The organism is Streptomyces sp. NPDC053513 (genome assembly GCF_044544765.1).
Classification (GTDB): Bacteria; Actinomycetota; Actinomycetes; order Streptomycetales; family Streptomycetaceae; genus Streptomyces; species Streptomyces litmocidini.
In genome coordinates, this window is the sequence record NZ_JBITXP010000013.1 from 101,339 (window position 1) to 122,418 (window position 21,080).

Genomic DNA, 21,080 nt, shown 5'->3' on the forward strand with positions numbered 1-21,080 from the left:
ACAGGCGGCCCGGTGGGTGGCTTCTGATCGGACTGCTGTGGGCTGGCGTGGCTACCTGCCGATGGTTCGCAACTGGGGTATCAGTCCATGGGATTCGTCGCGCCGGCTGAACCTCCGTCTGAAGGTGCCTGCCAGAAGTACACTCAGCGATCGCACACTTGGGCTGCGGGAGGGATGTGCAGATGAGGCCACGTGTTTGGGTGGGGGCGAATGTCTGAAGCTACACACTCTCAGCAGGGTCCGGGGGCGTCTGCTACGGCAACGAGTCAGCCGGATTCACCGCAGGGTGGTGTGACGCCGGGCGGCGTTGCTGCGCAACCCTCAGCGGACTCGTCGGCTACTCCGCCTAGCTCGGTCAGCTCCCGAGAAGAAGCGCTAAGTAAGGTGATGCACTGGCTTTTCTTCGGCGTAATTTTCGCGATCATGCCAATTGTGGCGGGAATGCTGATCAATGCCAGTCGTGGTCAAGGTGTAGGATTTTGGGATCTTATTGGTCGGGGTGAGCTGCTCATCGTAACGGCTGGCTTGGCTGCGGCTGCCTCGGGCCAGATCCTCACCAAAAAGTCATCAAATCGCAAATTGTTTTCGAATGTGCTGGCGTTCGTTAATATCGTTCTCGCCTGCCTGACTTCGATTGTTTTTGCGAATATATCCTCTGGCCTTCAGGATGGCGATGTGATCGATCAGCATGCCGTTGGAGTGCTATCCCTGTGGTTCTTTGGGATTACGTTCCTGACGGCTGGCAGCAGCGCTCTGATCGTCGAACTGGAGGAGCTGTGATCCTGGCTGGTGGGCTGGTCGATGTCTTGCTTGCTGCTTTCGGCAGCAGCCTTTCTTTCGTGACCCTCGTGGCTGCCATCGTGTCCTGGAGGCGGGCGCGTACCCCAGCCACCAGGATCACGATTCAGAAAGGTGACTCGCGAATCACGCTAGATGCGAAGGATATCGACCCGGCGATCCTTGAGTCGCTTATGCAAGAAATAGAGAAGAGCGGGGGTTCTGGTGACGATGCGACTTCGCGGGATGACTCCCCTGGACCTACTTAATGCGTAGTCGCCGGGAGGCTGCCGCTGCGGTACGGGTTCAGGGGTTGCTCGTTTTTGTGGGGCCCTGCGCTAAGTGATCATCGCGAATGGTGATGGTGAGTGGGGTAGGGGCGAGGAAGCGTCAAAAAACGGCGCACTAGATCAGGTTGAACCCCCAGGCGTAGCCCCTGGGGGTTCAATCTGTTGGGCGCAATGAGGGAAGGTGCCCACCAATGGGATCCCCTTCCGGGGGCGGGCTGCGCATCTCTTGGCGCTGTATGCACCGGGTCGCCTGTGAGGCGCTGGCGGACACGGTCAGGTCGCACTGAAGGTGCGAGCGATGGCTCTCATGTCAGCGACCACGGCGCTCGCGCCGGCAGCGGTCAGGGCCTCTTCCTTGCCCGGTTTGTTGGCGAAGCCGATACTGCCCGCGCCTGCTGCTCGTGCGGCTTCGATGTCGGTGACGGAGTCACCCACCAGTGCCGACCGCTTTGGCGATACGCCGAGGATCGCCGCGGCTTCCAGCAACGGGTGCGGCGACGGCTTCATGAGGTCCGGTCGCAGCGCCGGTCGGCCGACCACGGTTTCAACGGCTCCAGGCAGCCCCTGCGCCGCGAGGTAGGCGCGCACGCAGTCGGCGGAGTTGTTGCTGACGATGGCCACGCGTCGCCCTGAATCGCGTGCGGCTGCCATGGCCTCGACGGCCCCGGCCGTCGGGGCTCCGGCGACACCGACCGCTCGAATCTCCGCGTCCGTGAGCGCCGCCTCGACGGTAGCCAGGACGTCCTGCCCGGCCTCGCGCGCGAGTTGGTGAACCATCATCGGATCGTCCGTCGCGTGGGCCGCGTCGGCGAGCTCCGGGGCGAGCGTGGCGAGCAGAGCCGAGAGGTCGTTTGCGACCCCGGGGGCGGGCAACCCCTGGAAGACATGGCAGATCGGGCCGTCGAAGTCGAAGAGGATCGCGTCGTACTCCGCGAGCACGCTGGTCAGTTCGTCAGAGCGCATCTGCGGTGGTCTCCCGTCCGATCGTCTCCCACACGCTGTCGAACCACATCTGTGCCTGCTCCACCTGCTGGGCCCCGCTGGACGAGGCGCCGTCGTTGAGGGAATGGTGAAACAGGATGGTGTCCTTGCCCACCAGGTCGTAAATCTCGATGGCTTCTCCCTGCGCGACCACCTTGTTGGGGCGGATCGGGTAGTAGCCGAAGAAGGCGTCTTCCTTGTTGACGATGTAGAGCTTGAAGAACTGCGTGCTGCGGTGGGTGCGCACGCTGACCTGGCCTTCCTGGACGAGTCCCAGGTGCTCCAACTCGCTGATCGAGTCCGTGATGCTGCGGGTGTAGCCGACCATGATGTCGTGCATGCGCACCCGGAGCCGGGGGTCGTCGGCGCAGTCCTCGCGACGTACGGGCGCCGCCTGCGGGACGCTCATGTCGGGAACGAGGATGCGCACCCGAATGCTTGTGGGCGTGAGTCGTCCGGTGCGGATCTTGTCGAGTGGTTCCTGTAGGGCGCCGTGGAGAGTTTCGCTGGAGAACCCGGCGAAGTCGATCGTCACGTTCCGGCTGGCGAAAGCCTGCTCCACGTAGGGCCGAAGCCCCGCCGGCCGTTCGGTCCGGTGGCGGACGAACACACCGCTGCCCTTGCGCGAGACAACGAGCCCTTCATCTTCCAGGTCGCGGAGCGCCCGCTGAATCGTGGCGCGCGCGAAGCCGTAGTGCTCCGTCAGCTTCGCGTGCGACGGCAGCTTCTCCCCAGGTCCGAGCCGCCTGGTGCGAATGGCCGCGCCCAAGCTGCGGGCCACCTGCTCATACGGCGGTCGGTCGTCGTCGGGGTCCAGCGGCTCAAGCTCAAAGGTCATGCCTCGATGCTACGGCGAACCTGACTATTTGAGCAGCCTGGCTAGTCACATGTTGACGTGACTAGCCAGGCTGGCTATGTTCTTCCTGTGCCCACCGGGCTAGCCAAGTGAGTCAGGCTGAACGGGTGAGCTGCGCCCTAAAGCGCAGGTCAGGGGTGCGCACGCACGACCGATTAGCGCCCGGAGGAGCCCGTGAAACGGCTTTGAAGGAAGCGTCCGTTGGCTTGAGAACTGAACAGTGGACAAAGAAGAGCAAGTCAGGCACCTGCGACAAGCCGTAGGGCCCTGCCGCACGCGAGCAGTAAGCACCTTTTCCCTGGTCGCGCCCCTTGTGGGGCGGACAAGCGATCCGTACGTGCGGTGAGACAAGGGCAGAGATCGCGATCTACACCACGTACCCATGTCCGGCCCTGGAGGCCGACGTGAAGCGACGAAGACCTTGGGCGCCACCGCCGCTGGACCGGCGGACTGGCCTCGCCCACCGCGTCACATGACCTCCGCAGCCTCTTGGCTGCGGCCGGTTGCCTCCTCCGCCCGTCCGGGCCCCGTATGGGGTGCCGTACGGGCGGGGCTGAGGGGAGCCGGATGGTTCCAAACGGCGAGACCCCCCGGTGTTCGAGCACCGGGGGGTCGGTTCGGGCCGTTCCTGACTGGAAGGAACACACCCAATGAAGTCCATCGCTGCACTTCAGGCCGTTGTTACGGCCCTCCCGTTCGACGGTGAGCCGTCGGACGCGGAGCTGGACGCGGTCGAGCGGGAGATGCCGCTGATCCTGGCGGAGGTCGACCTGCTCGACGCGCAGATCATGACGATCGACCGTCCGGCCACGGAGCTGGACATCCGGCGGATCCGCCGGGCCCGCAACCGGGTCATGGCGGCCCGCCGGGACCTCACCAACCGCGCCGGCCTGGCGCAGGCGGGCGGTGCCGCGTGAACCGGCGGACCGGCTTTCCCAGCGACCTCACCGGGCTGCTGACCGCGATCGTGGAGGCCCTGGACGTTCCGATGCCGTCGGTCGATGAGGCCGACGAGCGGGAGCACTACTGGCTGCTGGAGCGCCGCGCGTCGGACGTGCGGATCGGGCTGTCGGTCCTGCTGGAGTACCTCGACGTCGACGTCCTGGAGGACACCGTCCGGGAAATCCGCCACCGGACGGCGAGCAACCCCATCACCTACACCCCCTTCACCTCCGGCAAGACGGACGGTGAGGCGTGATGGGTATCCGGGACCGGATCCGCGACCTGGCGATCGGCCACCTGACCGACCCGAATGGCACCCCGAACCTGGCCCGCCGTGCCACGCAGGCCGCCGGGGTGCTGGCGGACACGGCGGCCGACCACAGCACGCTCGCCGCCACCGGCGTCTCCCTGATCGGCGCGACGGCCGTGGCCGCCGAGGGCGCGCTGAGCAACTACGTCTACCCGCCCGGCGAGTACGCCACCTTCACCGAGGAGCCCAAGAAGCGGGGGTGGCGGCGATGAAGAAGCAGCTCGTCACCGTGGCGCCGGCCGTCGCCATGACGGTGGTGTCCATGGTCCTCACGCTGGCCGTGGTGGTGATGTGGCTCGGCGGCTCGATGCCCTGGCAGATCGCCCTGGTGGTCGGGCTCGGGCTCGACGGCGGCTGGCTGGCCACCCTCGCCTACGAACGGCGCCTGGCCGCCCAGGGCGACCACTCCACCCCGGTCACCGTCGTCGGGTGGGCGTTCGGGCTCGCCGCCACCGGCGTCCTGGTCGCCCACGCCCTCGGCGAGGCGTCCACCGGCGCGTGGCTGGCGGTGTCCTGGCTGCCGCTGGCGGCCAAGGCCCTGTGGCTGGTCCACGGCCTGTGGGAGCGCACCGCGCTCACCCCGGTCGCGCTGGACGCGATCCGGGGCATCCAGCAGGAGGCCCGGGACGAGGCGGCCGTGGCTCGGGCCCGGCTGCGGGCGCAGGCGGGCACCGAGGAGATGCGGCTGATGGCCGTGACGCAGGCCGGGGCACGCGTCGCACGGGTCCAAGCGAAGACCGCCGAACGGCTCTCCGGGGCCTGGGCGACGCTGGAGGCGGCCCGGCAGGGCGAGGGCACCGCACGGGCCCTGACCTGCGTGACGGACCGCGTCACACCCACGTCACAGCCCCGCTGGGACCTCCCCGTCTGGGGTCCCTTCGAACCCGTCCCCGCCCTCGACGCGGCACCCGCCCTGAGCGACGCCGAGCTGGACCGGATCGTCACCGAGCTCCACACGAGTGAGACCCCGCCGCTGTCCTACCGCGAGCTCTCGCTCCGCTTCCGAGCCGCCGGTCACAGCGCGAGCGAGACCCGGCTGCGGGCCGCCTGGCGACGCGTGACCACCACCGCCTCCTAAGCACCCTCCCCGTACATCCCGACACCGCCGCCTGAGCGGCCGCGAGAGGACGTGACCCCCGTGCACCACCTCCCCGACCCGGTCCGGGTCGTACAGCTCCCGGACGGCACCTACACCTACACCGACCACCTCCCCACCCCCACCCAGCCCGCGCCGGTGCCGCAGGTGGTCCACCAGCACATCCACCAGGCCCCGCCCGACCGCACCGTCCAGCGCATCGCCCTCGGCTCCGGCATCGGCGCCGGCACCGTCGCCGCCGGCGTCTACTTCGGCCCGCTGCTGGTCGGGGCGCTGACCACGATGGCCGCGAATCTGGCCCTGCTCGCGTTCCTCGCCGCCGTCCTGGCCTGGGGCGTCGTCACGGTCGTGAGGTCGGTCGGCGGCCCGGACGGCAGGGCCGCCGCCAAGACGCTGGCCAAGACCCGCAAGCGCCGCCGCGGCTGACGGCTGCCTGCGACCCCCGCCCAGTGCGGGGGTCGTGGGGAGTCGGGACAGCCCCGGCCCCGGAAAGGACCGTGTCGTGGCCAGCAAGAAGAACGCCGAGTTCGACCTGAAGAACCCCAAGCTCACCGCCGGGGAGTACGTCCAGGTCGCCTGGAACGTGGCCCGCATGTGCAAGCGCGGCATCGCGGGCGAGTCCGTCTACCAGGGCGACCTGGAGGCGAAGGTCGACCGCGTCATCGACCGCGCCCGCGAGCGCGCCGAGAAGAACGCGAAGAAGAAGTAGCCGTGCCCCGGGGCGGCCGACAGCCGGCAAGCATCCCGACCGCCCCGGGCCCCTCCCACGCCCTTTCGAGCAGCAGGAGAACCCCATCATGACCGAGCCCGCGACGACCGAGGCGAGGGTGGTCAGCCTCGCCGACCACCGTGCCGCCCGCACCGACGAGGCGCCGCCGATAGACCTCACCAAGCCCACCAAGACCCCCGAGCTGGACAGCACCGAGTCGGAGGAGTCGGAGGGCGACGTGGTCGATCTGCCCGGCAACCCCCTCGCCGACTGGCTGACCGTCCCCGACACCCCGGTCCTGCCGGTGTGGGCCCGGTCGGTGCAGTCCATCCGGGAGAACACCGCCGCCCTGGGGCGCCTGGCGTGGTGGCACTTCCGCTACCACGGCGTGCGCACCCCGAAGTACCTGCTCAAGACCGTGCTGCTGGCCGCGCGCGGCTTCTACCGGGCCGCCAAGGGCCTGTGGCCGACGCTGTCGGCGCAGGAGCAGTCCGCGACCGTGAAGGCTCTCAAGGCGCAGTCGAAGCTGCGGCCGGAGGACATCGAGCTGGCGGCCCGTCACCAGGCCGCCTACGCGGAGCGCACCCAGAGCCGCCGGTGGCGGTTCGGGCTGGCCGCCGTCGGCGTCGCAGCCGCCGCGACCGGCATCCTGCTCGCCGACCCGCTCCTCCAGACGGCGATCGGCGCCGCCGTCACCATCCCCCTCGCCCACCTCGGCCGCGGGGAGGAGACGCGGCTGCTGGATCAGGCGGCGCCGCCGATCCGGGTGGACATGTCCGCCCAGCAGCTCAACGACGCGCTGCGGGCCGCCGGCCTCCTGAAAAGCGGCAGCGGCAAGGACGAGAAGGACCTTCCGCGCGTGTCGTGCACGATGGGCCCCGTCCGCGACGGCCGCGGCTGGTCGGTGATCTTCGACATGCCCAGGGGCGGCGGCAAGACCGCCTCCGACGTGCTCGCCAAGCGGGAGGTCATCGCCCAGGAACTCGGCGTGGACGAGATCCAGGTCATCATGTCCCGCGTCCGCGCGGCCAAGGGCGGCAACGCCGGCCGCGTCTCGATGTGGGTCGCCGACGACGACCCCTACCTGGGCACGCCGAACCCCTCGCCGCTGGAGAAGGCCGAGACGTTCTCCATCTGGGAGCCGGTCCCCTTCGGCCAGGACGCCCGCGGCACCCGCATCAGCGTCCCCGTCATGTGGCAGTCGATGTTCTTCGGCGGCCTGCCCCGCCGGGGCAAGACCTTCTCCCAGCGCCTCCTGACCGCCGCCGGCCTGCTCGACGCCTATGTGCGGCACTACGTCGCGGACGGCAAGGGCGGCGCCGACTGGATGCCCATGAAGGCCGTCGCCCACCGGCTCGTGATGGGCGCCGAGGACGACGCCATCACCGCCCTGAAGGCCATGCTGGCGGAGCTGCTGGCGGAGATGGAGCGCCGCTTCGCCCTGCTGCGGGACCTGCCGCCGTCGGTGTGCCCGGAGGGCAAGCTCACCCCGGAGATCGTCGCCCGCTACAACCTGCCGGTCATCTTCGTCACCATCGACGAACTCCAGGAGTACTTCACCGCCATGGAACGCGAGGACCGCGAGCAGGTCATCAACGACCTGTGCCGCATCGCCCGCCGCGGACCGGCCGCCGGGTTCATCTCCAACTTCGCCTCCCAGCGCCCCGACGCCGAATCCGTCCCCGCGAAGCTCCGCGAGATCATCACCATCCGCTACTCCACCCAGGTCGTCGACCGCACCAGCTCCGACATGGTCCTGGGCAAGGGCAAGGCCGCCCAGGGCGCCGACGCGTCCGTGCTCTCCGAGGAGCACAAGGGGGTCGGCGTGCTGGTGACCGGTCCGGCCTCGTACGTGACGGTGCGGGCCGACTACCTCGACGGCCCCGCCTTCGCCCAGCTGTGCCGCAAGGGCCGCGCCCTGCGCGAGCAGGCCGGGCAGCTCACCGGGGACGCGGCCGGGGACGTCACCGCGGCCGCCGACGCGGCCGGCGTGTCCGTGGCGCCGATCGTCTCCGACGTCCTGGAGGTCATGCGGCACTCGCCGCGCATGTTCACCACCGACCTGCTCGCCGCCCTGGTCAACATCGACGAGGACACCTACGGCGACTTCAACGCCGAGGCCCTCGCCTCCGCCCTGGAAGCCGCCGGAGTGAAGCGGACCAGCAAGCAGGTCAAGATCAGCGGCACCAACGGCGCCGGGTATCAGCGCCGCGACATCGAGGCCGCCGTGCCCGCCGAGATCCTCCTGTCGGCCGGCCGGTAGAGGGGTCCCCCGCTACCTACCCCCACCTCACCACCCCGCCCACGGCCCCTCCCGCGCATGCCCGGAGGGGCTCGGAAGTAGAGGGGGCCCTTTACCCCGGTCAGGGGGGTGGTAAGGGCCTCTGACCTGCAAGGTAATGCCGGTAAAGGGGGCCCGTCCGGCCTCCTTCCCGGCCCCTCTCAGGCCCGGTTTCCGGGCCTACAGCCTCCCGGGGAGACACCACCCGATGGTCGTCACGGTCTCGCTCATCCTCCTGTTCGGCATCGCCCTGTTCTTCCTGCTGCGGTCCAAGGAACTCGGCCCCGGCTCCGCCTTCACCGCCGTCATGTTCGGCTTCCTCCTCGCCTCCACCGGAGCCGCCGAACCCATCAACCGCCTCACCGCCTCCCTCGCCGACGCCCTCTCCAACCTCTGACCCGCCACAGCAAGGAGGGCGGCCCCCGTCTCGCCAAAGCCGGGGCCGCCCTCAATCCAGCACTCTGACGACGAACTGGAGACACCCAGCATGACCCATGCCAACCGGATCCGACGAGAGCGCGGGGGGATCGCGTGAACAGCATCCCCACCACCGCCCTCGGCCTCGCCGAGCGCGGCCTGCCGGTCCTGCCCCTGCGGGCCGACAAGCGCCCCTTCGGTAACTGCCGCGCGTGTGAGGACCTGGCGTGCGGCGGGCGGCCGAACATGGCCACCCCCGGGCCGTGCGTCTGCCCGTGGCCGTGCCACGGCTGGGCCGCCGCCACCACCGACCCGGCCGTCCTCGCCTCCCCGCAGTGGACGGCCGCATGGCGCCGGGCCCGGGCCATCGGTTACCACCCCGGCGGCGCCGGCGTCACCGTCGTCGACCTCGACAACCCCGCCGCCGTCGGCTGGGCCCGGGAGAACCTGCCGCCGACCGCGACCGTGGCCACCACGCGCGGGGAGCACTGGATCTACCGGGGCGCCCTGCGGTCGGTGAACGCCGTTCGGCCCGGTGTCGACCTGAAGTCGCTGATGTCCTACGCCCGCTGGCTCGGCCCCGGCACCGGCACCCTGGCGGACCTGCCGGAGACCGTCCGCGCGCTCGCCGAGAAGACGCCCACCACCGCCCGGCCCGCGCCCCGCCCCGTCACGGTGCCCGCGCCCGCCGGCGGCGGGCAGTGCCGGCACCGCTCGCCCGCCTACCTGGAGCGCGGGATCGCCATGGCCGAGCAGCGGATCACCGACGCCACCAGCGCGGTGCACGCGACGGTGTACGCCACGTTCCTGGCGGTGCTGTCCGCGCACGGCCGGTGCGGCTGCCTCACCGAGGCGCACATCGGCCGTCTGTTCACCGCCGCGCAGGCCAAGGGGGAGTCCCCGCGGCACTGCACGGACGCCTGGTCCAACGCCACCACGGCTCTGGGGATGTGACATGGCCGAGGACGAGAAGAACCCCGCCCGCGAGGTGATCACCACCTACGCGCAGGAGCACTTCCGGTACTTCCGCACCGTCGACGGCACCGTCTACGCCCAGCGCAACGGCCACCCCGTCGCCCGCCCCATCCGCTCCCAGGGCACCACCGGCAGCCACCGCCAGGAACTCATGGTCGGCCTGTTCCGCGACGGGCTCGGCGTCTTCAACGGAACCGCCCTGAAGGAGGCACTCGACTTGATCGAAGCACTCGCGCTCACCGAGGACGTCCAGCCCGTCCACATCCGCGTCGCTCCCGGCTTCGACGGCGCCACCTGGCTCGACCTGGGCCGCGACGACGGCAAGTCCGTCCGCATCCACCCCACCGGCTGGGACATTCGCACCCCCGACCCGCGCGAGGTCTGCTGGAAGCGCACCCAGCTCACCGGCGAACTGCCCCTGCCCGTCCAGAAGACCGACGGCAAGGGCATCGACCTGCTGATGCGGCTGTGCAACTTCTCCGACGCGCGCGCCGAGTCCCTGGCCCTGGCCTGGCTGATCGGCTGCCTCGGCCCGGACGTCCCGGTCCCCGCCCCGTTCCTCACCGGCCCGCAGGGCGCGGGCAAGTCCACCGCCGGGAAGATGCTCGTGCGGATCATCGAGGGCATGAGCGGCGACCTGCGGCGCGCTCCGAAGGACGAGGAGAACCTGATCACCGCCGTGGCCGCCGGGTGGGTCACCGGCCTGGACAACCTCTCCCACCTCGGGCCGGACCTGTCGGACCTGATGTGCTGCATTGTCACCGGCGCGGAGAACATCAAGCGCGCGTTGTTCACCGATGGCGACGTGGTGCGCTCCCGCTACCGCCGGCCGATGCTGCTGACCGGGATCGACGTCGGCGTCATCCGCCCCGACCTGGCCGAACGCCTCCTCCCGCTCCGCCTGGAGCGGCCGCGGGTGCGGCGGACCGAGGCGGAGCTGTGGGCGGAGTTCGCCGAGGCGCTGCCCGTGATCCTCGGCTCCGTGCTCGACCTGGCCGTCGAGGTCCGGGCGGCCCGGGCCGACATCCCGACCGACCTGCGGATGGCGGACTTCGCTCACCTGTGCGCGCAGCTGGATGCCGCCCGGAACTTCGGGGCCCTGGACGCCTACCGGGCCAGCCTGGACGACCTGAACGACGACGTCATCGAGGGCGACCTGCTCGCCCAGACCGTCCTGAAGCGCGCCGCCGACATCGAGCCGGGCACCGAGGTGCGGATGACGTCGGCCGAGTGGCTGCACGGCCTGACCCAGCTCTACACCGGCGAGGGGGAGTTCCGGCCCCTGCCCAAGGGCTGGCCCACCACCGGCAAGGTCCTCTCCGACCGGCTCAAGCGCCTCCAGCCCGTCCTGGCCGCCCGCGGCCTCCTCGTCGACTGGGGCCGCACCCGCACCGCCCGCTACATCGAGATGACCCGCCCCAAGCCCCCGGCCGACGAGCAGCAGCAGGCGTTCTGACCCGCGCCCGGGCGGTCCCGGCCGCACCGGCAAGAGGAGCACCCGGCCCCGGCGCGGGCGGGTGCTCCTCTTGCTCTTCGGCGGCCGCGCCGCCGCCCAGGGTCGTGCCGCGAAGCGGCTCCGCATTCACGCCTGAAGGGGCGCACGACCACAGACACAGGCCCCTTCTTTTTCCTAAGTAGGAAGATGCTGCGTCACCGCGTCACCGACAGATTCGAAACCGGTCCTGACCTGCACCGTCAGGGGTGACGCAGAGCCCGAATCTCTGCGTCACCGTTCGTCACCTGCGTCACGCCGCGACGGACGGCTCCGTCACCGGTGACACAGCGCCCGCCGCCCCGCGTCACACATCTCCGCAGGTCAGCAGCGCAAATGACGCTGATGACGCCGTGACGCAGAAATCCCCACCTCGGACACACCCGAGAGGACAGCCACCCATGGCATCCGCCGTCACCACCCTGCGGTCCGGACTCCCCGACCGCTACCTCACCCCCGATGACATCGCCGAACTGTTCGGCGTGCCGCTGGAGACCGTCTACCAGTGGCGCCGTAAGCGCACCGGCCCGCCCGGCTTCCGAGTCGGCAAGCACGTGCGGTACGACCCCGTTGCCGTCCAGCAGTGGACGCGTGAGCGCATGGCCGCCGACCTGGCCGCCTGAGACACAACCGATCGATCCAACCCCCGGGGGGGGGGGGGGGGGGGGGGGCCCCCCCGCGCGGGGGGGGGGGGGCGCCGCCCACCCCCCCCCCCCCCCCCCAACCCCCCCCCCCCCCCCCCGGGGGGGCGCCCCCGGCCCCCCCCCCCCCACGGCTTTCCCTGAGAGAGGCACAGCACCACATGGCAGGTCACATCCAGGACCGTTGGTTCAAGGTCGAGCAGGGCGCCGACGGCAAGACCCGGCGCGTCAGGACCGATCGCTACGGGACGGGCATGCGCTACCGGGCCCGGTACGTCGGCCCCGACGGTACGGAGAAGTCCAAGAGCTTCCCCGACCGGCAGAAGCGCCTCGCTGAGCAGTGGCTGACGAGCATCGAGACCGACATGGCCCGGGGCGAGTACATCGACCCGAAGGTCGGTCGCACCACCTTCCAGCAGTACGCCGAACGTTGGGTCGCCGCGCAGACGACGGACGTCTCCACGCGCACGGGAGCGGAGTCCAGGATCCGGCTGCACGCGTACCCGTACATCGGGTCCCGCCCCCTCGGATCGTTCCAGCCCGAGCACATCCGGGAGTGGCTGCGGAAGCTGGAAGACGCGGGTCTGGCCGCGTCCACCCGGCGGACCATCTACGCCAACGTCTCGGCGGTCTTCACGGCCGCCGTGGACGACCGGCTCATCGCGCGGAACCCCTTCCGTGCCGCTTCGGTGAAGGCGCCGGCGCAGGCTTCGAAGCGCGTTCGCCCGTGGAGCGTTGAGCAGGTGTTCGCGGTGCGACGGGCGCTCCCGGCCCACTACCGGGCGATGGTCGACGTGGGCGGCGGCTGTGGACTTCGGCAGGGCGAGATCTTCGGGCTTCCGGTCGACGAAGTCGGCTTCCTTACAGGGTGGTTGCATGTCGGCTATCAGGTGAAGCTCATCGGCGGCCGGGCCGTCTTTGCCCCGCCGAAGCGTGGCAAGGTGCGTGACGTTCCCTTGCCCGCGCACGTGAGCCGCGCGCTGGCCGCCCACATGAAGGAGTTCCCGCCCGAGGAGGTCACGCTGCCATGGGAGACGCTGAACGGTCCGCTCGTGACCAAGCGTCTGATGTTCACGACGGAGGAGGGCAAGGCCGTCAGCCGGCACTACTTCAACACGGCCTCTTGGAAGCCCGCCCTCGTGGCCGCGGACGTCATCCCGGCGCCTGAACCGGGGGAGAGGCCCAAGGAGTCGCGTGAGGACGGCATGCACGCGCTGAGGCACTTCTACGCCTCCGTACTGCTCGACGCGGGCGAGAACATCAAGGCGTTGAGCGGCTACCTGGGTCACGCCGACCCCGGCTTCACGCTGAGGACGTACACCCACCTCATGCCGAGCAGTGAGAGCCGTACCCGGAAGGCCGTCGACGACGTCTATCGGGCACGCGGCGGAGCGCCCGACGGCCCACAGACGGCCCAGGCGGCATGACGACGGCCCCCACCAGTGGCAAAGCTGCTGGTGGGGGCCGGTTTGGCCTCAAGTCTGGCCAAGTATAACTAGAACTGGTATCAGTTCTGAAGCATCGTCAGAAAACCCAGTGGGCAATTCCATCTCCTCGGGAGGCAGCGGTCATGACCGAGCTTGTGGAGCACGGAAGGCTGTTCATCGGCGGGGAGTTGGCCGAGCCCCTCGGCGACGGGACGATCGAGGTGATCTCCCCGCACACCGAGCAGGTCATCGGTCGGGTCCCGCACGCCTCCGAGGCCGACGTCGACCGGGCCGTCGCCGCCGCCCGCCGGGCCTTCGACGAAGGGCCCTGGCCCCGGGCGACGGTCGAGGAGCGGATCGCCGTCGTGACCAGGATCAAGGACGCGATCGCCGCGCGGTACGAGGAGATCGGCCGCTCCATCAGCGCGCAGAACGGCTCCCCGTACTCCTGGTCCGTCCTCGCCCAGGCGCTCGGCGCGATGATGGTCTGGGACGCGGCGATCACCGTCGCCCGGGACTTCCCGTACGAGGAGCGGCGCGCCGGCGCCCTCGGGCCGCTGCTCGTGCGGCGCGAGCCGGTCGGCGTCGTCGCGGCCGTCGTCCCGTGGAACGTGCCGCAGTTCACCGCGGCCGCCAAGCTGGGCCCCGCGCTGCTCGCCGGCTGCACGGTGGTCCTCAAGCCCTCGCCGGAGTCGCCCCTCGACTCGTACATCCTCGGCGAGATCGCGGCCGAGGCCGGTCTCCCGGAGGGGGTCCTGTCGATCCTGCCCGCCGACCGCGAGGTCAGCGAGTACCTCGTCGGCCACCCCGGCGTCGACAAGGTCTCCTTCACCGGCTCGGTCGCCGCCGGCAAGCGGGTCATGGAGGTCGCCTCCCGCAACCTCACCCGCGTCACCCTCGAACTGGGCGGCAAGTCGGCCGCCGTGATCCTGCCGGACGCCGACCTGGAGACCGCCGTCGCCGGGATCGTCCCGGCCGCCTGGATGAACAACGGGCAGGCCTGCGTGGCCCAGACCCGCATCCTCGCCCCCCGCGCGCGGTACGAGGAGATCGCCGAGGCCTTCGCGGCGGCGGCCGGCGCGCTCGTCGTCGGCGACCCGCTCGACCCGGCCACCCAGGTCGGCCCGCTCGTCGCCCGGCGCCAGCAGCGGCGCTCCCTCGACTACATCGGGATCGGGCAGGCCGAGGGCGCCAAGGTCCTCACCGGTGGCGGACGGCCGGCCGGTCTGGAGCGCGGCTGGTACGTCGAACCGACCCTCTTCGGCGACGTCGACAACTCCATGCGGATCGCCCGCGAGGAGATCTTCGGCCCGGTCGTCTGCCTCCTGCCGTACGGGGACGAGGCCGAGGCCCTGCGGATCGCGAACGACTCCGACTTCGGGCTCAGCGGCAGCGTCTGGACCGGGGACGTGGAGCACGGCGTCGACTTCGCCCGGGCGGTGCGCACCGGCACCTTCAACGTCAACACCTTCAGCCTCGACATGCTCGGCCCCTTCGGCGGCTACAAGAACTCCGGCCTGGGGCGGGAGTTCGGTCCCGAGGGCTTCGGCGAGTACCTGGAGCACAAGATGATCCACCTGCCGGCCGGATACGGGGACGCGTGATGGGCGACCGCTGGCACGTCGAGGTCGACCGGAGCGTCTGCATCGGCTCCGGCATGTGCGTCAACCACGCCCCGGCCGGCTTCCGTCTCGACACGGCCCGTCAGTCCCACCCGGTGGAACCGGAGGCGGACGCGGGCGAACGCCTCCTCGCGGCGGCGGAGGGCTGCCCGGTGGAGGCGATCCTGATCACCCTGGCGGACGGAGGGGAGCCGGTGTTCCCGCCGGAGGAGTGAGCCGGATCGACGGCGCTGTCGTTCCCGCGTGCAAAACTGTGCCCCGTGAAAACGGGGGCAACGGGCCTTCGTGCGTGCGGATTCGGGAGTGTTGTGCGCAAGGCGATGTGGGTGGCCGCGGCCGCCGGAGTGGCGCTGCTCGTCACGGGCTGTGGCAGCGAGGGCGGTACGGACAAGGGCGGTTCGTCCTCGGCCGGTTCGGCCGCGACGGGCGGCTCCGGCGCGGGCGGTTCGAGCGAGCAGAAGCTGGACGCGGCTGCGGTCACCAAGGAGTTGACGGACGCGGCGACGGGGGCCGGCTTCACGCAGGACTCCTCGGGCGAGGCGGTGCCGCCGGCGCTGAAGGACTGCATGGTCTCCTGGACGGCCGACGCCGAGAAGGCCGCCGACCCGAAGAAGTCCTACGCGGACACGGTCACGACCCTGACCGGAGGCGGCTGGACGGAGGGCAAGTCGGTCGAGCAGATGGGCTCGCAGATCAAGTCCCTGACGAAGAGCACCTGGCGGCTCCAGGCCAGCAACCACTCGCAGGGCCCGCTCAAGCTCGTGATGTTCATCGCCACCGACACCGGACCGGAGTGCGAGGCGGTCATGGAGGCCGAGAACGCCAAGCACAAGAAGCCCTGAGGCACCGGTGCCGCCCGTGCCCCCGCCGGGGGCGCGGGCGGCACCGCTCGGACCGTCGGCGGCGCCTCTCAGACCGTCGGCTCCGGCGTCCGCGCCGGTGCCGTCAGGTCGATCAGCCGGCAGACCGTCTCGATGTCGATCTTCACCTGTGCGATCGAGGCGCGTCCGGACAGCCAGGTGATCAGCGCCGAGTGCCAGGTGTGCTCGATCACCCGCACCGCCGACAGCTGGCTCGGGGTCGGGTGCTCCGCCCCCATCGCGTCCAGGATGATCGCGGTCGTCAGCCGGGAGACCGTGTCGACCTCGGGGCTCACGCTGCGGTCCGCGAAGGTCAGCGCCCGCACCATGGCGTCGGCCAGCTGCGGCTCCCGCTGGAGCGCCCGGAAGGCGCGCATCAGGGTCTCGGCGACCCGTTCCGCCGGGTCCGCGCCGGCGGGCGGCCGCTTCCGCAGCGTGGTGTGCATGTGCTGGAGCTGGTCCTGCATGGTCGCCACGAGCAGGTGGATCTTGGAGGGGAAGTAGCGGTAGAGCGTGCCGAGGGCGACCCCCGCCGCCTCGGCCACCTCCCGCATCTGCACGGCGTCGAAGCCGCCCCTGGCGGCGAGCTGGGCGCTGGCGTTCAGGATGCGGCGGCGCCGCGCCTCCTGGCGCTCCGTGAGGGGCGGCGACGCGGGTCTGTGGTCCGCTCTGTGGTCTGCGGTCATGAGGTCCCGTTCCGTGCGGTGGGGAGCGACAGTATGGCGGTGCGGCCGCCGTGGCGCGAATCACCTGTTCCGGCTCTCACCACGGAGCTACCTGCCGGTAGATTCTGTCCTCCTCGAAGGATCAAGCAGGTGGCGGGAAGCCGGCCGAGAAGATCCAGAACGATCAAGTCTGTAACTTGTTCTAGATTAGCGCGAGCGGTTACGCTCCGGCGAAACGCACGCTCGAAGGGGGTCGCGCATGACCGCTGAGGCCATAGAGGCAAGCCCCCGGAAGGGCGTCACCACGGCCGGTGACGGTCCGTTGCGGATCGCTCTCCTCACGTACAAGGGCAACCCGTTCTGCGGGGGCCAGGGCGTCTACGTCCGGCACCTCTCCCGCGAGCTCGCCCGCCTCGGGCACACCGTCGAGGTCATCGGCTCCCAGCCGTACCCCGTCCTCGACGAGGGCGAGGACCTCACGGGACTCAAGCTCACCGAGATCGCCAGCCTCGACCTCTACCGTTCGCCGGACCCCTTCCGGACCCCGAAGCGCGACGAGTACCGGGACTGGATCGACGCCCTGGAAGTCGCCACCATGTGGACCGGCGGCTTCCCCGAGCCGCTCACCTTCTCCCTGCGAGCCCGGCGCCTGCTCGCCGCCCGCCGCGGCGACTTCGACGTCGTCCACGACAACCAGACCCTCGGGTACGGACTCCTCGGCGGCCCGCGCGCCATCGGCGCGCCGCTCGTCACGACGATCCACCACCCCATCACCGTCGACCGGCAGCTCGAACTCGACGCCGCCGCCGACTGGAAGCGCCGCGCCTCCGTCCGCCGCTGGTACGCCTTCACCCGCATGCAGAAGAAGGTGGCCCGCCGGCTGCCGTCCGTGCTCACCGTCTCCGGCACCTCCCGCCAGGAGATCGTCGAGCACCTCGGCGTCCGCGAGGACCGCATCGAGGTCGTCCACATCGGCGCCGACACCGACCTCTGGTCCCCGGACCCGTCCGTCGCCGAGGTCCCCGGCCGGATCGTCACCACCTCCAGCGCCGACGTCCCCCTCAAGGGCCTCGTCTTCCTGATCGAGGCGCTCGCCAAGCTCCGCACCGAGAACCCCGACGCGCACCTCGTCGTGGTCGGCAAGCGCGCCGAGGACGGGCCGGTCGCGCAGGCCATCGAGCGGTACGGGCTCGACGGCGCCGTCGAGTTCGTCAAGGGCATCAGCGACGCCGAGCTCGTCGACCTCTACCGGTCCGCGCAGGTCGCCTGCGTGCCCTCGCTGTACGAGGGGTTCTCGCTGCCGGCCGCGGAGGGCATGGCGACGGGGACGCCGCTGGTCGCCACGACGGGCGGCGCCATCCCGGAGGTCGCCGGGACCGACGGCGAGACCTGTCTGGCGGTGCCGCCGGGGGACGCGGGGGCGCTTTCCGCCGCGCTCGGGCGGGTGCTGGGCGACCCTGAGCTGCGAGCTCGGCTCGGTGCGGCGGGGCGCGCCAGGGTCCTGGACCGGTTCACCTGGGCGCGGGCCGCGCAGGGCACCGCTGACCTGTACCGCGAGGCGGTGGCCCGTCAGGGTGCCGGAGTCCGCCGGTGAGGACTCGCCCTGTCCGCCGGGTGCGGCCCGGTGGGTGGGTCGTGCCCACCCTCCCCCAAGCTCTCGGCTCCGCTCGAGCAGGGGGGACCCCCCTCGCCCTGCGGAACGCCTGCCCACAACGTCTCTCCAACCCCGAAAGCAGGCCGTCCTCGTGCTGACCGTCGACTTCACTCGTTTTCCGCTCGCCCCCGGCGACCGCGTGCTCGATCTGGGCTGCGGGGCGGGCCGGCACGCCTTCGAGTGCTACCGGCGCGGCGCCCAGGTCGTGGCCCTCGACCAGAACGGCGAGGAGATCCGCGAGGTCGCCAAGTGGTTCGCCGCCATGAAGGAGGCCGGCGAGGCCCCCGCGGGCGCGACCGCGACCGCGATGGAGGGCGACGCCCTCAACCTGCCGTTCCCCGACGAGTCCTTCGACGTCGTCATCATCTCCGAGGTCATGGAGCACATCCCCGACGACAAGGGCGTGCTCGCCGAGATGGTCCGCGTCCTCAAGCCGGGCGGCCGGATCGCGATCACCGTGCCCCGGTACGGCCCCGAGAAGGTCTGCTGGGCGCTCTCCGACGCGTACCACGAGGTCGAGGGCGGCCACATCCGCATCTACAAGGCCGACGAGCTGCTCGCCAAGATCCGGCAGGCCGGCCTCAAGCCGTACGGCACCCACCACGCGCACGCGCTGCACTCGCCGTACTGGTGGCTGAAGTGCGCCTTCGGCGTCGACAACGACAAGGCGCTGCCGGTCCGCGCGTACCACAAGCTCCTGGTCTGGGACATCATGAAGAAGCCCGCCCTGACCCGGGTCGCCGAGCAGCTGCTCAACCCGGTCGTCGGCAAGAGCTTCGTGGCGTACGCGACCAAGCCCCACCTGCCGAAGGCGGATCTCCCGAAGGCCGACGCCAAGTGACGTCTCCCGAGCGGATCGCGGAGCACCTCGTCCTGCCCGGGGTGCTCACCGCCGAACAGGCCGCCGAGACCGTGGCGGGAATACTCGCCGTGCAGCGCGAGGACGGCGCAATCCCCTGGTTCCGCGGCCACCACCTGGACCCGTGGGACCACACCGAGGCCGCCATGGCCCTGGACGCGGCCGGCGAGCACGCCGCCGCGGCCCGCGCCTACGAGTGGCTCGCCCGGCACCAGAACAGCGACGGCTCCTGGTACGCGGCCTACCACGACGGAGACCCGGACCAGGTCACCGACCGGAGCCTGGAGTCCAACTTCGTCGCCTACATCGCGGTCGGCGTCTGGCACCACTACCTGGCCACCGGCGACGACGCCTTCCTCGACCGGATGTGGCCCGTCGTCTACGCGGCCGTCGAGTTCGTCCTCGGGCTCCAGCAGCCCGGCGGCCAGATCGGCTGGAAGCGCGAGCCCGACGGCACGCCGGTGCACGACGCGCTGCTCACCGGCAGCTCCTCCATCCACCAGGCGCTGCGCTGCGCCCTCGCCATCGCCGAGGTCCGCGAGGAGCCGCAGCCCGACTGGGAGCTGGCCACCGGGGCCCTCGGCCACGCGATCCGCCGGCACCCCGAGCGCTTCCTCGACAAGTCCCGCTACTCGATGGACTGGTACTACCCGGTCCTCGGCGGCGCGGTCACCGGAGCCGACGCGCAGGCCCGGATCGAGGCCGACTGGGACCGGTTCGTCGTCCCCGGCCTCGGGGTGCGCTGCGTGGTCCCCAACCCGTGGGTCACCGGTGGCGAGAGCTGCGAACTCGCCCTCACCCTCTGGGCGATGGGGGAGTCCGACCGGGCCCTCACGATCCTCCAGGACATCCGGCACCTGCGCGCGGGGAACGGCATGTACTGGACGGGGTACGTCTTCGAGGGCGCCACGGAGAGCGACAAGGCCGTGTGGCCCGAGGAGCAGACCGCCTGGACGGCGGGCTCCCTCCTCCTCGCGGTCGCGGCCCTCGGTGGTGAGGAGGCGACCGTCGCCGTCTTCGGCGGCGAGCGGCTGCCGAGCGGCCTGGAGCCCGACTGCTGCGCCTGAACCGGCGGATCGGAACCCGGGCGGACCGGAACCCGGGCGGACCGAAACCCGGGCGGACCGGGCCTCGGGCGGACCGGGCCTCGGACGGACCGGACCTCGGGGAACGAGGTCCGGCTCGGGCTCCGGGGCCCGGCCCCGTTCGGAGCCGCCCGGCTGGCGGCCGCACCGGCCCCGGGTGAGGCTGGCGGGACAGTCACCAGGGAGGTCCCGTCGTGCCCAGAAGTGTTTCGCGCGGAGTCGTGGCGCTGCTGCTGTCCTGCGCCCTGCTCCTGACCACCGCCGCCTGCAACAGCGACGACACCCAGAGCGCGAACGCCGCCCCCGCCCCCTCGGCCTCCGCGAGCTTCGAGAAGCAGAAGCTGGCGAAGACGCGGTTCGTGGCCAACGCCGGTCTGGCCGCGGGCGCCACGTACCAGTGGATCGTGAAGCCGTACCGCGCCGGGAAGTTCAAGAAGGGCGCGGACGGCCGGACCATCGCCCTGGTGAAGGCGGGCCTCGCGGGCGCGTTCACGTACAACCGGCTCAAGGCGGCGCTGAACAACGCCAAGGGCGACCCGCTGCTCTCGAAGGCGGTCGCGCCGCTCTCCGCCGGCATCGACTCGCTCAAGGACCTGGGGACGAAACTGCGCAAGGGCGAGGCGGGCGACGCGGACGTCGGCGCCTTCGAGAAGGTCATCAACAGCGTGAAGGACGCGGGCAAGAGCGCCGGCGCCGAGGTCAAGGACAAGGTCCCCAGCACCTCCGAGCTGAGCGGTGGCTGACACCCCTAGGTGTATTGACCCGCAGCGTTGTTGACGCGACTGATGGGCGGGTGTCCGTCGAGCAGGACGTAGTCCGGGCCGGTCTCGCGCAGGACCCGCAGGAGGTCCGGCGCCCGGCCGGACAGGTGCTGGACGACAGCCTTGGCGTACACATGGGCGGTGCCGACGGATATGCCGAAGCCGGCGGTGATCTGCGCGAGCGTGTCGTGCCGGCGAAGGTGGACCAGACCCACGAGGGCACGCTGGTGGGACGGCAGGTTGCAGCGGCGGTCACCCTCTCGGGTGACGGTGAGGCATGGATGCCCACTCGACCAGAGCATGAGGCAGGTCGAGTGCGGCAGGGTGGGGAACCAGCAGGGCCCCTCGGTCGCCGGTGTGATGAGTGAGATCACCACGCC

Annotated in this window: 24 protein-coding genes and 1 pseudogene; 21 read left to right on the forward strand and 4 right to left on the reverse strand. The window is 70.8% G+C overall.

The features are described 5' to 3' along the window. The first annotated feature begins 384 nt into the window (after positions 1-384). Positions 385-780 (forward strand): hypothetical protein, encoded by a 396-nt coding sequence (locus ACIGW4_RS22945; RefSeq protein ID WP_399582564.1) that lies wholly within the window; start codon positions 385-387, stop codon positions 778-780. Further along, positions 777-1,046, forward strand: coding sequence for a hypothetical protein (locus ACIGW4_RS22950; protein ID WP_399582566.1), 270 nt, complete (start codon positions 777-779; stop codon positions 1,044-1,046). Before ACIGW4_RS22945 ends, ACIGW4_RS22950 begins: the two co-directional genes overlap by 4 nt. 294 nt (positions 1,047-1,340) lie before the next feature. Here ACIGW4_RS22950 and ACIGW4_RS22955 read toward each other — a convergent pair whose 3' ends face one another. Together ACIGW4_RS22955 and ACIGW4_RS22960 are read right to left on the reverse strand one after the other, a co-directional pair. Continuing rightward, entirely contained in the window at positions 1,341-2,030 is a 690-nt protein-coding gene (locus ACIGW4_RS22955) for an HAD family hydrolase (protein ID WP_399582568.1), read from the reverse strand. Further along, on the reverse strand, positions 2,020-2,886 hold the full coding sequence (locus ACIGW4_RS22960) for a GntR family transcriptional regulator (RefSeq protein ID WP_399582570.1): 867 nt from the start codon (positions 2,884-2,886) through the stop codon (positions 2,020-2,022). The genes ACIGW4_RS22955 and ACIGW4_RS22960 overlap by 11 nt, the downstream gene beginning before the upstream one ends. A gap of 668 nt (positions 2,887-3,554) precedes the next feature. On the opposite strand from ACIGW4_RS22960, the gene ACIGW4_RS22965 reads away from it, so the two are divergent. The 15 genes from ACIGW4_RS22965 (at position 3,555) to ACIGW4_RS23035 (ending at position 15,658) form a co-directional block, all read left to right on the forward strand. Further along, entirely contained in the window at positions 3,555-3,821 is a 267-nt protein-coding gene (locus tag ACIGW4_RS22965) for a DUF6284 family protein (RefSeq protein WP_399582571.1), read from the forward strand. Beyond that, positions 3,818-4,102 (forward strand): hypothetical protein, encoded by a 285-nt coding sequence (locus tag ACIGW4_RS22970; RefSeq protein WP_399582572.1) that lies wholly within the window; start codon positions 3,818-3,820, stop codon positions 4,100-4,102. The genes ACIGW4_RS22965 and ACIGW4_RS22970 overlap by 4 nt, the downstream gene beginning before the upstream one ends. Next, complete coding sequence (locus tag ACIGW4_RS22975; RefSeq protein WP_399582574.1) at positions 4,102-4,368, forward strand: hypothetical protein; 267 nt, start codon at positions 4,102-4,104, stop codon at positions 4,366-4,368. Before ACIGW4_RS22970 ends, ACIGW4_RS22975 begins: the two co-directional genes overlap by 1 nt. After that, positions 4,365-5,234: a protein spdB gene (locus ACIGW4_RS22980; RefSeq protein WP_399582575.1), complete on the forward strand. Its 870-nt coding sequence runs from the start codon at positions 4,365-4,367 to the stop codon at positions 5,232-5,234. Before ACIGW4_RS22975 ends, ACIGW4_RS22980 begins: the two co-directional genes overlap by 4 nt. A gap of 60 nt (positions 5,235-5,294) precedes the next feature. Further along, complete coding sequence (locus ACIGW4_RS22985) at positions 5,295-5,678, forward strand: DUF6251 family protein (protein ID WP_399582578.1); 384 nt, start codon at positions 5,295-5,297, stop codon at positions 5,676-5,678. A 76-nt stretch (positions 5,679-5,754) separates the two neighbouring features. Beyond that, a complete protein-coding gene (locus ACIGW4_RS22990) occupies positions 5,755-5,961 on the forward strand; it encodes a DUF6257 family protein (RefSeq protein ID WP_399582579.1) in 207 nt (68 codons plus the stop codon). Positions 5,962-6,049: 88 nt separating this feature from the next. Continuing rightward, positions 6,050-8,224, forward strand: a complete 2,175-nt coding sequence (locus ACIGW4_RS22995; protein ID WP_399582581.1) for a cell division protein FtsK — start codon at positions 6,050-6,052, stop codon at positions 8,222-8,224. Between the two features lie 226 nt (positions 8,225-8,450). Then, positions 8,451-8,639 (forward strand): hypothetical protein, encoded by a 189-nt coding sequence (locus ACIGW4_RS23000; protein ID WP_365028432.1) that lies wholly within the window; start codon positions 8,451-8,453, stop codon positions 8,637-8,639. Between the two features lie 134 nt (positions 8,640-8,773). After that, positions 8,774-9,613: a bifunctional DNA primase/polymerase gene (locus tag ACIGW4_RS23005; protein WP_399582582.1), complete on the forward strand. Its 840-nt coding sequence runs from the start codon at positions 8,774-8,776 to the stop codon at positions 9,611-9,613. Position 9,614: 1 nt separating this feature from the next. After that, entirely contained in the window at positions 9,615-11,090 is a 1,476-nt protein-coding gene (locus ACIGW4_RS23010; RefSeq protein ID WP_399582584.1) for an ATP-binding protein, read from the forward strand. 437 nt (positions 11,091-11,527) lie between these two features. Then, positions 11,528-11,749, forward strand: a complete 222-nt coding sequence (locus ACIGW4_RS23015; RefSeq protein WP_399582586.1) for a helix-turn-helix domain-containing protein — start codon at positions 11,528-11,530, stop codon at positions 11,747-11,749. Between the two features lie 179 nt (positions 11,750-11,928). Next, complete coding sequence (locus tag ACIGW4_RS23020) at positions 11,929-13,194, forward strand: tyrosine-type recombinase/integrase (RefSeq protein WP_399582588.1); 1,266 nt, start codon at positions 11,929-11,931, stop codon at positions 13,192-13,194. Positions 13,195-13,337: 143 nt separating this feature from the next. After that, on the forward strand, positions 13,338-14,798 hold the full coding sequence (locus ACIGW4_RS23025; RefSeq protein ID WP_123451829.1) for an aldehyde dehydrogenase: 1,461 nt from the start codon (positions 13,338-13,340) through the stop codon (positions 14,796-14,798). Further along, on the forward strand, positions 14,798-15,031 hold the full coding sequence (locus ACIGW4_RS23030) for a ferredoxin (RefSeq protein ID WP_093876340.1): 234 nt from the start codon (positions 14,798-14,800) through the stop codon (positions 15,029-15,031). The genes ACIGW4_RS23025 and ACIGW4_RS23030 overlap by 1 nt, the downstream gene beginning before the upstream one ends. A 93-nt stretch (positions 15,032-15,124) precedes the next feature. Continuing rightward, the gene (locus ACIGW4_RS23035; RefSeq protein ID WP_399582589.1) at positions 15,125-15,658 is read left to right on the forward strand and encodes a hypothetical protein; all 534 of its coding nucleotides are present in this window, start codon (positions 15,125-15,127) and stop codon (positions 15,656-15,658) included. A 68-nt stretch (positions 15,659-15,726) separates the two neighbouring features. Here ACIGW4_RS23035 and ACIGW4_RS23040 read toward each other — a convergent pair whose 3' ends face one another. Further along, positions 15,727-16,362: a TetR family transcriptional regulator gene (locus ACIGW4_RS23040; RefSeq protein WP_356903650.1), complete on the reverse strand. Its 636-nt coding sequence runs from the start codon at positions 16,360-16,362 to the stop codon at positions 15,727-15,729. A gap of 238 nt (positions 16,363-16,600) precedes the next feature. Here ACIGW4_RS23040 and ACIGW4_RS23045 point away from each other — a divergent pair, with 238 nt between their 5' ends. From ACIGW4_RS23045 to ACIGW4_RS23060, 4 genes are all read left to right on the forward strand, one after another. After that, entirely contained in the window at positions 16,601-17,935 is a 1,335-nt protein-coding gene (locus ACIGW4_RS23045; protein WP_123451824.1) for a glycosyltransferase family 4 protein, read from the forward strand. A 151-nt stretch (positions 17,936-18,086) separates the two neighbouring features. Continuing rightward, on the forward strand, positions 18,087-18,836 hold the full coding sequence (locus ACIGW4_RS23050; protein WP_123451822.1) for a class I SAM-dependent methyltransferase: 750 nt from the start codon (positions 18,087-18,089) through the stop codon (positions 18,834-18,836). Next, complete coding sequence (locus ACIGW4_RS23055) at positions 18,833-19,921, forward strand: prenyltransferase (protein ID WP_123451820.1); 1,089 nt, start codon at positions 18,833-18,835, stop codon at positions 19,919-19,921. The genes ACIGW4_RS23050 and ACIGW4_RS23055 overlap by 4 nt, the downstream gene beginning before the upstream one ends. Before the next feature lie 212 nt (positions 19,922-20,133). Next, a complete protein-coding gene (locus tag ACIGW4_RS23060; protein WP_359589956.1) occupies positions 20,134-20,682 on the forward strand; it encodes a hypothetical protein in 549 nt (182 codons plus the stop codon). 8 nt (positions 20,683-20,690) lie between these two features. Here the strand turns inward: ACIGW4_RS23060 and ACIGW4_RS23065 are convergent. Further along, positions 20,691-21,036, reverse strand: a pseudogene (locus ACIGW4_RS23065) (transposase family protein); the annotation flags it as partial. Between the last annotated feature and the right edge of the window lie 44 nt (positions 21,037-21,080).

Bases quoted from the DNA above. Each gene is read 5' to 3' on its own strand.
- ACIGW4_RS22975 (WP_399582574.1), top strand. From the start codon at position 4,102: ATGGGTATCCGGGACCGGATCCGCGACCTGGCGATCGGCCACCTGACC.
- ACIGW4_RS23010 (WP_399582584.1), top strand. From the start codon at position 9,615: ATGGCCGAGGACGAGAAGAACCCCGCCCGCGAGGTGATCACCACCTAC.
- ACIGW4_RS23045 (WP_123451824.1), top strand. From the start codon at position 16,601: ATGACCGCTGAGGCCATAGAGGCAAGCCCCCGGAAGGGCGTCACCACG.
- ACIGW4_RS23000 (WP_365028432.1), top strand. From the start codon at position 8,451: ATGGTCGTCACGGTCTCGCTCATCCTCCTGTTCGGCATCGCCCTGTTC.
- ACIGW4_RS22980 (WP_399582575.1), top strand. From the start codon at position 4,365: ATGAAGAAGCAGCTCGTCACCGTGGCGCCGGCCGTCGCCATGACGGTG.
- ACIGW4_RS23020 (WP_399582588.1), top strand. From the start codon at position 11,929: ATGGCAGGTCACATCCAGGACCGTTGGTTCAAGGTCGAGCAGGGCGCC.
- ACIGW4_RS23040 (WP_356903650.1), bottom strand. From the start codon at position 16,362: ATGACCGCAGACCACAGAGCGGACCACAGACCCGCGTCGCCGCCCCTC.
- ACIGW4_RS22965 (WP_399582571.1), top strand. From the start codon at position 3,555: ATGAAGTCCATCGCTGCACTTCAGGCCGTTGTTACGGCCCTCCCGTTC.
- ACIGW4_RS23015 (WP_399582586.1), top strand. From the start codon at position 11,528: ATGGCATCCGCCGTCACCACCCTGCGGTCCGGACTCCCCGACCGCTAC.
- ACIGW4_RS23030 (WP_093876340.1), top strand. From the start codon at position 14,798: ATGGGCGACCGCTGGCACGTCGAGGTCGACCGGAGCGTCTGCATCGGC.
- ACIGW4_RS22960 (WP_399582570.1), bottom strand. From the start codon at position 2,886: ATGACCTTTGAGCTTGAGCCGCTGGACCCCGACGACGACCGACCGCCG.
- ACIGW4_RS22995 (WP_399582581.1), top strand. From the start codon at position 6,050: ATGACCGAGCCCGCGACGACCGAGGCGAGGGTGGTCAGCCTCGCCGAC.
- ACIGW4_RS22955 (WP_399582568.1), bottom strand. From the start codon at position 2,030: ATGCGCTCTGACGAACTGACCAGCGTGCTCGCGGAGTACGACGCGATC.
- ACIGW4_RS23025 (WP_123451829.1), top strand. From the start codon at position 13,338: ATGACCGAGCTTGTGGAGCACGGAAGGCTGTTCATCGGCGGGGAGTTG.